The 14088-nt window shown below is 76.4% G+C and carries 2 protein-coding genes; one reads left to right on the top strand and one right to left on the bottom strand.

The window, feature by feature from the left end; genetic code table 11:
• Positions 1-123: 123 nt before the first annotated feature.
• Complete coding sequence (locus C593_RS0127860) at positions 124-537, bottom strand: nuclear transport factor 2 family protein (protein WP_018850613.1); 414 nt, start codon at positions 535-537, stop codon at positions 124-126.
• A gap of 241 nt (positions 538-778) precedes the next feature.
• Here C593_RS0127860 and C593_RS0127855 point away from each other — a divergent pair.
• The coding region (locus C593_RS0127855) for a type I polyketide synthase (protein ID WP_018850612.1) at positions 779-14088 on the top strand (13310 nt) is incomplete at its 3' end.

The following is a 14088-nucleotide window of genomic DNA, read 5'->3' as shown; positions in this document are numbered from 1 at the left end:
GTGCGGGTGGTGCGGGTGGTGCGGGTGGTGCTGTGTGCGGTTCTCTTGCGTGCGGTGTGCGGTGCCCGTGGTGCGTGTCGTGCTGGTGGTGCGGGTGCTGCGTGGGCGGGGGCCCGGCCGGGGTTACGCGGCCGAGCGGACCTCCTCGCCGAACGGGTCGTCGACCGCGTACAGCCAGCTGCCGTCGTCCTGGCGGCGGAGCACATCGAGCCCGACGCCCTGGAGCTCCTCCTTGGCACCGCCCTCGCCGGTGACCTCCATCGTCCAGTCGACGACGAGGAGGGCGGTGTCCCCGGTCACGTACGACTCGCGGACGGCGGCCCGCATCACCGGCTTCTGCGTGGCCAGGAACTCCTTCGCGAAGTTCTCCCGCGCCTCGCCGCTGATCGGGTTCCCGGGCTCCCAGACGGCGACCGCCTCGGGGGTGTAGTGGCGGTTGACGGCGTCGGCGTCGCCCGCGTTGAACGCGGCCAGATAGCTCTCGACGTGCTCCTCTATTTCCTTGGGAAGAACCGGGCTCTGCGTGGTGTCGGCCATTTCCTCGCCTTTCTCGTTTCAGGGCGGTCGGTACGGAGTGTTCCCGCCCGAAGTTAGCCCGGGTGCGAACACTCACCACCCACCGCCAGGTAATGCACCCGCCGCTTCTGTGCGTCCCGCTGATTACTGCCATGTGGTCGCTCACTGAGAGACGGATAAACAACCGGCGGTACGGTCGGTTTTCGAAAACGCGAAGCATTCTTGAACCGTTGTGAGACGCAGTAGGGAAAGGGCACCCGACGTGACGACGAGCGGACACGACACCTTGGCCACCGATGGATCGGGAGCGCCGTACGAGCCGATCGCCGTCGTCGGGATGTCCTGCCGGCTGCCGGGGGCACCGGACCCGGCGGCCTTCTGGGACCTCCTCGCGGCGGGCCGTGACGCCGTCACCGATCCGCCGGCCGACCGCGGCCCCGCCGATGCGAACGGCGGAGACGGCGAGGACGGCGAGCGCGGCGCGGGCCTGCCGCGCGGCGGATACCTGGACGCGGTGGGCGACTTCGACGCCCCGTTCTTCCGCCTCTCCCCCCGCGAGGCCGCCGCGACCGACCCGCAGCAGCGCCTGGTCCTGGAGCTGTCCTGGGAGGCCCTGGAGGACGCGGGCATCGTGCCGGCCGCGCTGCGCGGCAGCCGGACCGCCGTCTTCGTCGGCACCCTGCGCGACGACTGGACCAGCCTGCTCTATCTGCACGGCGCCGAGGCGATCACCCAGCACACCATGACCGGCGTGAACCGGGGCATCATCGCCAACCGGGTCTCCCACCACCTGGGCCTGACCGGGCCCAGCCTGACCGTGGACGCGGCGCAGTCCTCCTCCCTGGTCGCGGTGCACCTGGCCTGCGAGAGCCTGCGTTCCGGCGAGTCCGAGGCCGCCCTCGCGGCGGGCGTGAACCTCAACCTCCTCGCCGAGAACGCGGTCACCGAGTCCCGCTTCGGCGCCCTCTCCCCCGACGGCGTCAGCTACACCTTCGACGCCCGCGCCAACGGTTTCGTACCGGGCGAGGGCAGCGGCGTCCTGGTTCTCAAGACGCTCTCCCGCGCCCTCGCCGACGGGGACCGGATCCACGGCGTGATCCGCGCGAGCGCCGTCAACAACGACGGCCCCGCCGACGGGCTCACCGTGCCCAGCGCCGCCGCCCAGGAGGCGGTGCTGCGCGAGGCGTACGAGCGGGCCGGGGTCGCCCCGGACGAGGTGCAGTACGTCGAACTCCACGGCACCGGAACCCCGGTGGGCGACCCGGTCGAGGCCGCCGCGCTGGGGGCTGCCCTCGGCGCCCTGCGCGGGCCGGACGCCGGGCCGCTGCGGGTCGGCTCGGTGAAGACCAACATCGGGCACCTGGAGGGCGCCGCCGGGATCGCCGGTCTGATCAAGACCCTGCTGAGCCTGCGCCACCGCGCCCTGCCCGCCAGCCTCAACTTCGAGACGGCGAACCCGCGCATCCCGCTGGACGAGCTGGGCCTCTCGGTGCAGCGGGAGTTCGGCGGCTGGCCGCGCCCCGACGCCCCCCTCGTCGCCGGGGTCAGCTCCTTCGGCATGGGCGGCACCAACTGCCATGTGGTCGTCGCCGAGCCGCCGGCCACCACCGAGCTGCCGGCCACCACCGAGCTGCCGGCGACCACCGAGCCGCCCGTCCCGGGCGCCACCGAGCCGGCCGCCGAAGCGCCCGCCACCCCCGCCGTGCTGCCCTGGGTGGTCTCCGGTCAGGGCACGGCCGCCCTGCGCGCCCAGGCCGCGACGCTGCGCGCGTTCGCCGCCGACCGCCCCGAGGTCCCGGCCGCCGCCGTCGGCCACGCCCTGGCCACCCGCCGCACCGCCTTCGACGACCGGGCCGTGGCCGTCGCCGCCGACCGCGCGGGCCTGCTCGACGCCCTCGGCGCCCTCGCGGCGGGCACTCCGGCCGCGTCCCTGGTGCGCGGCACCGTCCAACCCGGCACCCTCGCCTTCCTGTTCACCGGCCAGGGCGCCCAGCGCACCGGCATGGGCCGGGAGCTGCACGAGGCGTTCCCGGTGTACGCGGCGGCCTTCGACGCCGTCGCCGCCGCCTTCGCCCCCCTGCTGGACCGCCCGCTCGCCGAGGTGGTCGCGGACGGCGAGGGCCTGGACCGGACCGGGTACACCCAGCCCGCCCTGTTCGCCGTCGAGGTGGCCCAGTTCCGGCTGCTGGAGTCCTGGGGCCTGCGCCCGGCCGCGCTGGCCGGGCACTCCATCGGCGAACTGGCCGCCGCGCACGTCGCCGGGGTGCTGTCCCTGCCGGACGCCGCCCGCCTGGTCGCCGCCCGCGCCCGGCTGATGGAGGCCCTGCCCGGCGGCGGCGCGATGATCGCCGTGGAGGCGTCCGAGGACGAGGTGCTGCCGCTGCTCGCCGGGCACGAGGCCCGGCTCGGTCTGGCCGCCGTCAACGGCCCCCGGTCCGTGGTCCTCTCCGGCGACGAGGAGCCCGCCCTCGCCGTGGCCGCCCTGCTCGCCGACCGCGGCCGGCGCACCAAGCGGCTCACCGTCAGCCACGCCTTCCACTCCCCGCGCATGGACGCGATGCTGGACGAGTTCCGCGTCGTCGCCGAGTCCCTGGCGTACGCGCCGCCGCGGATCCCCGTCGTCTCCGCCGTCACCGGGGACCCCGCCACCGCCGAGCAGCTCACCTCCCCCGGCTACTGGGTCGAGCAGGTGCGCCGCCCGGTCCGTTTCCTGGACGCGGTGCGCACCCTGGAGTCCGCCGGCGCGGCGACCCTCGTCGAACTCGGCCCGGACGGCGTCCTCTCCGCCCTCGCCGCCGACGGCGTACGGGACGCGGGCGCGGTCACCGCCGTGCCGGTGCTGCGCGCCGGCCGCCCCGAGGCCCTGAGCGCCGTCCTCGCGCTGGCGACCGCGTTCGTGCGCGGCGCCGCCGTGGACTGGGCCGCCGTGTACGGCGGCGGCACCGCCCCCGCCCGCACCGACCTGCCCACCTACGCCTTCCAGCGGCAGCGGCACTGGTTCGACGGCACCCGCCGCGCACCGCTCGCCCTGGCCCCGGCGGCGGTGGGCCGCGAGCCGGCGACCGGCCCCGAGGACGCCGTGCGGGGCGGCCTCGGGCGCCGGATCGCCGGGCTGACCGGCGCGGACCGCACCCGGGCCGTTGCCGAGGTGGTCGACGCCCGGATCGCCGCCGTCCTGGAGTACGCGCCCGGCGAACGCGTTCCCCGGCACACCCCGTTCAAGGACCTGGGCTTCACCTCCCTGATGTCCACCGAGCTGCGCGCCGCACTCGCCGAGGCCACCGGACTGCGGCTGCCCACCGGGCTCCTCTTCGACCACCCGACCCCCCAGGCGCTGACCGCCTTCGTCGAGGCCGGACTGCTGGGCACCACCGGGGAGGCGGACGGCACGGACACCTTCCGCGCCGATGCCGCCGAAGCCGCCGAAGCCGCCGAAGCCGAGCCGATCGCGATCGTGGGCATGGCCTGCCGCTACCCGGGCGGGGTGTCCTCCCCGGAGGACCTGTGGCGGCTGGTCGCCGAGGGCGCGGACGTCGTCGGCGGCTTCCCCTCGGACCGCGGCTGGGACGAGGACCTGTACGACCCCGACCCGGACCGCCCGGGCCGCAGCGCGGTCCGCCACGGCGGCTTCCTGGACGCGGCCGGGGCCTTCGACGCCGCCTTCTTCGGCATCTCGCCCCGCGAGGCCCTGGCCATGGACCCCCAGCAGCGGCTCCTCCTGGAGACCGCCTGGGAGGCCGTGGAGCGCGCCGGAATCGACCCGCGGGCGCTGCGCGGCAGCCGCACCGGCGTCTTCGTCGGCGCGAGCCCGCTGGAGTACGGGCCCCGGATGGACGAGGCCCCCGAGTCGGTCCAGGGCAGCGTCCTCACCGGCTCCGCGCCCAGCGTGATGTCCGGGCGCATCGCCTACCAGCTCGGCCTGATCGGGCCCGCGGTGACCGCCGACACCGCCTGCTCCTCCTCCCTGGTGGCCCTGCACCTGGCGGTCCGCTCGCTGCGCTCCGGCGAGACCACCATGGCGCTGGCGGGCGGTGCGGCGGTGATGTCCTCGCCCGGCATGTTCGTGGAGTTCTCCCGGCAGCGCGGCCTCGCCCCCGACGGCCGCTGCAAGTCCTTCTCGGCGGACGCGGACGGGACGGGGTGGGCCGAGGGCGTCGGCCTGCTCCTCGTCGAACGCCTCTCGGACGCGCGGCGGAACGGGCACCCGGTGCTCGCCGTGATCCGGGGCTCGGCCGTCAACCAGGACGGCGCCAGCAACGGACTCACCGCCCCCAACGGCCCCTCCCAGGAACGCGTCATCCGCCAGGCCCTCGCCGACTCCGGGCTCGCCCCGGCGGACGTGGACGCGGTCGAGGCACACGGCACCGGCACCCGGCTCGGCGACCCCATCGAGGCGGAGGCCCTGCTCGGCACCTACGGCGCTCAGCGGGACGGCGACCGGCCCCTGTACCTGGGGTCGCTGAAGTCCAACATCGGTCACGCGCAGGCCGCGGCCGGCGTCGGCGGCGTCATCAAGATGGTCCAGGCGATGCGGAACGGCGTCCTGCCCAGGACCCTGCACGCCGAGGAGCCCTCGCCCCACATCGACTGGGACGCGGGCACCCTCGCCCTCCTCACCGAGGCCCGCGACTGGCCCGGGACCGACGGCCGCCCCCGCCGCGCCGGGGTCTCCTCCTTCGGCATCAGCGGCACCAACGCGCACGTGGTACTGGAGCAGGCCCCCGAGCCGGAGCCCGCACCGGACCCCGGGACCCGGGCCGGGACCCCGGCCGAGGCTCCCGCCGACGCCCCGGCGCTGCCGCTGCCCTGGGTGCTGTCCGCGCGGGACGACACGGCGCTGCGGGCCCAGGCGGAGCGGCTGCGCGCCCATCTGGCCTCGACCGGCGCCGACCCCGCCGACACCGGCCTCTCCCTGGCCACCGGCCGGGCCGCCTTCGAGCGGCGCGCCGTGGTCCTCGGCACCGACCGCGCCGGCTTCCTCACGGGCCTCGACGCCCTCGCCGCGGGCACCGACTCCCCGTCCGTGCTCCGGGGCACCGCCGACGGCCCCGCCCGCACCGCCTTCCTCTTCACCGGCCAGGGCGCCCAGCGGGCCCGGATGGGCGCCGGGCTGCGGGCGGCGCACCCGGTGTTCGCCGCGGCCTTCGACGCCGCCCTGGACGCCTTCGACGGACTGCTGCCCACCCCGCTGCGCGAGGTCCTCGCCGCCGAACCGGAGTCCGCCACCGCCGCGCTGCTGGACGAGACCACCTACACCCAGCCCGCCCTGTTCGCCGTCGAGACCGCCCTGTTCCGCCTGCTGGAGCACCACGGCATGACGCCCGACGTGCTCACCGGCCACTCCGTCGGCGAACTCGCCGCCGCGCACGCCGCCGGGGTCCTCACCCTCGGCGACGCGGCCCGCCTGGTCGCGGCCCGCGGCCGGCTGATGCAGTCCGCGCGGGCGGGCGGCGCGATGACCGCCGTCGAGGCCGAGGAGGCGGAGGTCCTGGACTCCCTCACCGGCCTCGCGGACTCCGTCTCGGTCGCCGCCGTCAACGCACCGCGGTCCGTGGTGATCGCGGGCGACGCGGAGGCCGTCGAGCGGGTTGCCGAGGGCTGGCGGGAGCGGGGGCGGCGAACACACCGGCTGACGGTGAGCCACGCCTTCCACTCGCCGCACATGGACGCGGTCCTGGACGAGTTCCGTCAGGTCGCGGCGGGTGTCACCTTCGCACCGCCGCGTATCCCGGTCGTCTCCACGGTCACCGGCGAGACCGCCACCGTGGAGGAGCTGACCTCCCCCGACCACTGGGCCCGGCAGATCCGCGCGACCGTCCGCTTCGCGGACGCGGCCCGGGAACTGGCCCGGCAGGGCGCCGGCGTCCTCGTCGAACTCGGCCCGGACGCGGTGCTCACCGCCCTGGCCCGGCGGACCCTGGAGGACGCCGACGTCACCGCGGTCGCCCTGCTGCGCGCGGGGCGCGACGAGGGGGCCTCCTTCGCGGCGGGCGTCGCCGAGGCGTACGCGCACGGCGCGCCGCTGGACGCCGCCACCTTCTTCCCCGGTGCCCGGCGCACCGACCTGCCCACCTACGCCTTCCAGCGGGAGCACTACTGGCTGCCCTCCCGCACCCCGCGCACCGACGCGGCCTCCCTGGGCCTGGAGGCGGCCGGGCACCCGCTGCTCACGGCGGCGGTGGAACTCGCCGACCGCGAGGACACCGTGTTCACCGGCCGGCTCTCCCTCGCCGCGCACCCCTGGCTGGCCGACCACACCGTCAGCGGCACCGTGCTGCTGCCCGCCACCGCGTTCCTGGAGCTCGCGGGCGCGGCGGGCCGCCACGCCGACGCGCCGGAGGTGGCCGACCTGACCCTGGAGGCCCCGCTGCCGCTGCCGGAACGCGGCGCGGTCCGGATCCAGGTGGCGCTGGGCACGCCGGACGCCGCCGGGCAGCGGGCGTTCACCGTCCACTCCCGCCCGGACGGGGCGCCCGCGGACGCGCCGTGGACCCGGCACGCGAGCGGCGCCCTGGCACCCGGGGAGACACGGCCGCCCGCCGCCGGCACGGCGGAACGATTCGCGGTGTGGCCGCCGGAGGGCGCGGAGGCCGAACCGCTGGACGGCGTGTACGCCCGTCTCGACGCCCTCGGCTACTCCTACGGGCCCGCCTTCCAGGGTCTGCGGGGGATCTGGCGGCGCGGCGAGGAGGTGTTCGCGGAGGTGCGGCTGCCGGAGGCCCTGCACGAGGGGGCCGGACGGTACGGCGTCCACCCGGCGCTGCTGGACGCGGTGCTGCACCCGCTGGTGCTGGACGCGGGAGCGGACCCTCGGGGGTCCGGCTCGGGTTCGGGTCCGGGTTCGGGTTCCGGCTCGGGTTCGGGAGCGGACCCCGCGGGCTCCGGCTCCGGCTCCGGCTCCGGCTCCGGCTCCGGCTCCGGCGGTGAAACGATCCGCTTGCCGTTCAGCTGGAGCGGGGCGGCCGTCCACGCGCACGGCGCCACCGAGTTGCGGGTGGCGCTCACCCCCGTCGCCGAGGACACCGCCGCGCTGGCCCTGGCCGACGCGACCGGCGCGCCGGTTGCCACGGTGGAGGCGCTGACCCTGCGGGCCGTCGCCAAGGACCGCATCGCCGCGGCCGGACCGGCCCCGGCCGGGGCCCTGTTCACCGTCGACTGGGCCGAGGTGACGGCCCCGGAGCCGGCCGCCGGCGCCGACCGGGACCCCGCGTGGGCGGAGCTGCCCGCGGCGGCCGTCGAGCCCGGCGCCGAGGCGGCGGCGGACCCGTTCGCGACGGCCGAGGGCGCGGACACCGTGCTCGTCCGCGTCGCGGCGGACGCCACCGACGACGACGCGCACGCGCCCGCCCGCCGGACCCTGCGGCTGCTGCGGCGCTGGCTCGCCGACGAGCGGTTCACCGACGCCCGGCTGGCGGTACTGACCCGGCGCGCCGTGGCCGTGGACCCCACCGACGACGTGGACCTGACCACCGCCTCGGTCTGGGGTCTGGTCCGGGCCGCGCAGTCCGAACACCCCGGCCGCATCACCCTGATCGACCTCGGACCCGAACCGGACGCCGAGGACCTGCTGCCCGCCGCGCTCGCCGCCTCCCTCGCCGCCGACGAGCCGCAGCTCGCCGTCCGCGACGGCCGGCTGCGGGCCCCCCGACTCGCCCGTTCCCCCCGGACGGCCGCTCCCACCCCGTCCGCGTCCCCCGCCCCGGACGCCGCCCCCGACGCGCCCGCCCTCACCCCCGGCGGCACCGTGCTGGTCACCGGCGGGACCGGCGGTCTGGGCGCGCTGGTCGCCCGGCACCTGGTGGCCCGGCACGGCGTCCGGCATCTGCTGCTCAGCAGCCGGCGCGGCCCCGACGCCCCGGGCGCGGAGGCGCTGACCGCCGAACTGACCGCGCTCGGCGCCGAGGTGACCGTCGTGGCCGCCGACGCCGCCGACCGCGACGCGCTGAGGGGCCTGATCGCCGCCGTCCCGGACGCGCACCCCCTGACCGCCGTCGTCCACACGGCGGGCGTGCTCGACGACGCCACCGTGGAGTCGCTCACCGACGAACGCCTCGACGCCGTCCTGCGGCCCAAGGCGGAGGCGGCCCGGCTGCTGCACGAGCTGACCGCCCCGCTCGACCTGGAGGCGTTCGTGCTGTTCTCCTCCGTGTCCGGGCTCACCGGCACCGCCGGGCAGGCCAACTACGCGGCCGCCAACACCTATCTCGACGCCCTCGCCCACCACCGCCGGGCCCGCGGCCTCGCCGCGACCTCCCTGGCCTGGGGCCTGTGGGACGGCTCCCACGGTATGGGCGCCCGGCTCACCGACGCGGACCTGGCGCGCTGGGCCCGGGCGGGCACGGTCCCGCTCACGCCCGAGCTGGGTCTCGCCCTGTTCGACGCGGCGCTGACGGACGCCACCCCGCTGCTCGCGCCGCTCCATCTGGATCCGGCCGCGTTCCGTACCGGGGACGGCCCGGTGCCCCCGCTCTACCGGGGCCTGGTCCGCGCCCGGCCCCGCCGGGCCGCCGGGGCGGCGAGTGCGGGCGGCGCGGCCGGTTCCGACTGGGTGCGGCAGCTCGCGGGCCTGCCGGCCGACAAGCGGGAGTCCGCCGTCCTCGGCCTGGTCCGCACCACGGTCGCCGGGGTCCTCGGCCACAGCGGCGCCACCGCCGTCGACCCGGAACGCGCCTTCAACGACCTGGGCTTCGACTCCATGGCGGGCGTCGACCTGCGCAACCGTCTGGGCGCGGCCACCGGCCTGAAGCTGCCGGCCACGGCCGTCTTCGACCACCCGACCCCGGCCGCGCTGACCGCGTACCTGCTCACGCGCGTCGGCGAGGCGAAGGCCCCCGTGACGACCGGTGCCGCCGGGCGGCGGCCGAGGGGCGGCGCGTCCGACGAGCCGATCGCGATCGTCGGCATGGCCTGCCGCTTCCCCGGCGGGGTGTCCACCCCGGAGGAGCTGTGGCGGCTGGTCGCCGAAGGCACCGACGCCATCAGCGAGTTCCCGGTCAACCGCGGCTGGGACCTGGAGCGCCTGTACGACCCGGACCCGGAGCACACCGGTACCTCCTACACCCGGCACGGCGGCTTCCTGCACGACGCCGACCTCTTCGACCGCGAGTTCTTCGGCCTCTCCCCGCGCGAGGCGACCGCCATGGACCCGCAGCAGCGGCTCCTCCTGGAGACCGCCTGGGAGACCTTCGAGAGCGCCGGCATCGATCCGGCACGGGTCCGGGGCAGCAACACCGGGGTGTTCGCCGGGGCCATGTACGACGACTACGCCTCCCGGCTCGCCTCCTCCCCGGAGGAGTTCGAGGGGTTCCTGCTCGCGGGCAACCTGTCCAGCGTGCTGTCCGGCCGGCTGTCGTACACCTACGGCCTCGAAGGCCCGGCCGTCACCGTGGACACCGCCTGCTCCTCCTCCCTGGTCGCGATGCACATGGCGGCGAACGCGCTGCGGTCCGGTGAATGCGACCTGGCCCTCGCGGGCGGGGTGACGGTGATGAACAGCCCGCACACCTTCGTGGAGTTCTCCCGCCAGCGCGGCCTCTCCGAGGACGGCCGCTGCCGCTCCTTCTCCGCCGACGCGGGCGGCACGGGCTGGAGCGAGGGCGTCGGCCTGCTGCTGGTGGAACGCCTGTCCGACGCGCGGCGGAACGGGCACCCGGTCCTCGCCGTGATCCGGGGCTCGGCCGTCAACCAGGACGGCGCCAGCAACGGACTCACCGCCCCCAACGGCCCCTCCCAGGAACGCGTCATCCGCCAGGCCCTGGCCACGGCGGGTCTCACCACCGCCGACGTGGACGCGGTCGAGGCCCACGGCACCGGCACCACACTGGGCGACCCGATCGAGGCGCAGGCCCTCCTCGCCACCTACGGCGAGGGCCGGCCGGAGGACCGGCCCCTCTACCTCGGCTCGCTGAAGTCCAACATCGGTCACGCGCAGGCCGCGGCCGGCGTCGGCGGCGTCATCAAGATGGTCCAGGCGATGCGGCACGGCGTCCTGCCCAGGACCCTGCACGCCGAGGAGCCCTCGCCCCACATCGACTGGGACGCGGGCGGCCTGGCCCTGCTGACCGAGGCCCGCGACTGGCCCGAGACGGACGGCCGCCCGCGCCGGGCCGGGGTCTCCTCCTTCGGCATCAGCGGCACCAACGCGCACATCGTCCTGGAACAGGCCCCCGAGCCCCGGCCGCTCCCGCGCACCGCCGGGCCCGGCACCGGGACCGAGGCGTCCGACGCGTCCGAGGCGTCCGTCGTGCCCTGGATCGTCTCCGGGAAGACCGAAGCGGCGCTGCGCGCCCAGGCGGAGCGGCTGCGGCGGTTCGTCCTCGACGCCGCCGAGCCGGTGCGCCCCGCCGACGTCGGCCACGCGCTGGCCACCCGGCGGGCCGTGCTCGACCACGGCGCCGTCGTCCTGGGCCCCGACCGCGAGTCCCTGGTGCGCGGCCTCGCCGCCGTCGCCCGGGGCGAGAACGCCCCGGGCGTGGCCCGGGCGCGCGCCGGACGCGGCGGGAAGACGGCGTTCCTCTTCACCGGGCAGGGCAGCCAGCGCCTCGGCATGGGCCGGGAGCTGTACACCGCGAACCCGGTCTACGCGGCGGCCTTCGACGAGGTCTGCCGCCACCTGGACGGCGAACTGCCGCGCCCCCTCAAGGACGTGCTGTTCGCCCCGGAGAACTCGGCCGACGCGGCGCTGATCGACCAGACCGCGTTCACGCAGGCGGCCCTGTTCGCCGTCGAGACCGCCCTGTTCCGGCTGTTCGAGCACTACGGGATCGTCCCCGACCACCTCCTCGGCCACTCGATCGGCGAGGTCACGGCGGCCCATGCGGGCGGGGTCCTCTCCCTTCAGGACGCCTGTGTCCTGGTCGCCGAGCGGGGCCGGCTGATGCAGGCCGCGCGCGAGGGCGGGGCGATGGCCGCCGTGGCGGCGGACGAGGACGAGGTCCGCGCCTCCCTCGCCCCGTACGGCGACCGGGTCGCCGTCGCCGGGGTCAACGGACCGCGGGCGATGGTGATCTCGGGCGACGCGGACGTGGTCGCGGAGGTCGCCGCCGACTGGCGGGCCAGGGGCGCGCGCACCAAACTGCTGCCGGTCTCGCACGCCTTCCACTCGCCCCATATGGACGAGGTGCTGGACGAGTTCCGCGAGATCGTCTCCTGCCTGACGCTCCACCCGCCGCGCATCCCGCTGGTCTCCAACGTGACCGGCACCCTCGCCACCGACGCACAGCTCACCTCCCCCGACTACTGGGCCCGCCACATCCGCGAGGCGGTCCGTTTCGCGGACGGGGTGCGGTACCTGGCGGCTGAGGGCGTGACGGAGTTCCTGGAGCTGGGGCCGGACGGCGTCCTGACCGCTCTCGCCCAGGCCGTGCTCACCGAGGACTCCGAGGGCTCCGGGGAAGCGGGAGCGGCGGCGGCCGGTGTCCTGACCCCGGCGCTGCGGCGCGGCCGCCCGGAGCCGGAGACGGTGGCCGAGGCGCTGGCCCTCCTCCGCCTCCGGGGCGCGTCCCCGGACTGGGACGCCGTCTTCCCCGGCGCCCGGCCGGCCGCCCTGCCCGGCTACGCCTTCCAGCACGAGCGCTACTGGCTGGACGCCCCCGAAACACCCGCCGACGCGGGCGGCCTGGGCCTCACCCCGGCCGGTCACCCGCTGCTGGGCGCGGCCGTGCGCCTCGCCGACCGGGACGCGTACCTGTTCACCGGCCGCCTGTCGGCGCGCACCCACCCCTGGCTGGCGGACCACGCCGTGGCCGGGACCGTCCTCGTCCCCGCCACCGGTCTGCTGGAGCTCGCCGTGTGGGCGGGCGGGCGCACCGGCACCCCGGCGGTCGAGGAACTGACCTTCTCCGCGCCCCTGGTGCTGCCCGCGACGGGCGGCGTCCAGGTCCAGCTCCTGGTGGAGGCGGCGGACGCGTCGGGGCGGCGGAGCGTGGCGGTCCACTCCCGTGCCGACCAGGGCCCGGAGGGGGACGGTGCCTGGGCGCTGAACGCGAGCGGCACCCTCGGTGCCGAGCCCCCGGCCCCGGCCCCGTCGCCGGGTGGCGCCTGGCCGCCGGCCGATGCGGTGGAGGTGGAGCTCGACGGGGTGTACGACCGGCTCGCCGACCACGAGTACGCGTACGGGCCCGCGTTCCAGGGTCTGACCCGGCTCTGGACCGGTACGGACGACAGCGCCTACGCGGAGGTCGCCCTCCCGGCGGACGAGCAGGCCCGGGCCGGGCGGTTCCTGTTGCACCCGGCCCTGCTGGACGCGGCACTCCACCCGCTCCTGCCCGGGGTCGCCGGCGAGGACCGGCCCGCCGTCCTGCCGTTCTCCTGGAACGGCGTCACCCTGCACGCCGTCGGCGCGACCACCCTCCGCGTCCGGATCTCGCGGACGAGCCCCGACACGGTCGCCCTCACGGCCACCGACCCCACCGGCCTGCCGGTGACCACCGTCGAGACCCTGCACCTGCGGCCCCTGGACCTCGACGCCCTCCGCCGGGCCGGTGCGAGCGCGGGCGCCGGGGCCGGCGACCGGGACGGGCTCCTGCGGATGACCTGGGCTCCCGTCACACCTGAGGGCGACGCACGGTATGCGGGGGCCACACCGCAGGTGCTGGATCTGACGGCCATGGGTGCGGCGTCGGACCCGGCGTCCGTGCGGGAGGCACTGCACCTGGCGCTGCGCGAGGTCCAGCAGTGGCTGGCCGAGCCCTCGGAAGGCCCGCTCGTGGTCCTCACCCGGGGCGCGGTGGCGACGAAGCCGGGCGAGGACGTCACCGATCTCACCCACGCCCCCGTCTGGGGACTCGTCCGCACCGCACAGACCGAGAACCCCGACCAGATCGTCCTCCTCGACCTGGACCCGGCTTCGGAGGTCACCGAGCCCTCAGCCCTGGTCACCACCGCCCTCGGCCTCGGCCACGCTCAACTGGCCCACCGGCAGGACCAGTTCCTCACCCCGCTGCTCAGCCGGGCCGAGACCCCCATGGCCCCCACGGCTCCCGCCTGGGGCGAGGGGACGGTGCTGATCACCGGTGCGACCGGCACCCTCGGCACCGCACTCGCCCGCCACCTCGTCACCCACCACCACGCCCGCCACCTCCTCCTCCTGTCCCGACGCGGACCCGACGCCCCCGGCGCCACCGAACTCACCGAAGAACTCCAGGCCGCCGGAGCCACCGTCCACCTCGCCGCCTGCGACGCCGCCGACCGGGACGCCCTCGCCACCACCCTCGCCACCATCCCCGCCGAACACCCCCTCACCGCCGTCATCCACACCGCCGGCACCCTCGACGACACCGTCCTCACCGACCTCACCCCCGACCAACTCGACACCGTCCTCCGCCCCAAACTCGACGCCGCCCACAACCTCCACCACCTCACACACGACCACCCCCTCCACACCTTCGTCCTCTACTCCTCCATCGCCGGCCTCATCGGCAACGCCGGACAAGCCAACTACGCCGCCGCCAACACCTACCTCGACGCCCTCGCCCACCACCGCCACACCCACGGCCTCCCCGCGACCTCCCTCGCCTGGGGCCTGTGGAACCAGACCAGCACCCTCAGCACCAACCTCCACGACACCGACCT

This window comes from Streptomyces sp. CNT372 (assembly GCF_000377145.1).
Note: the sequence above shows the minus strand (reverse complement) of the source record. Positions and strands in the feature narration are given on the sequence as shown.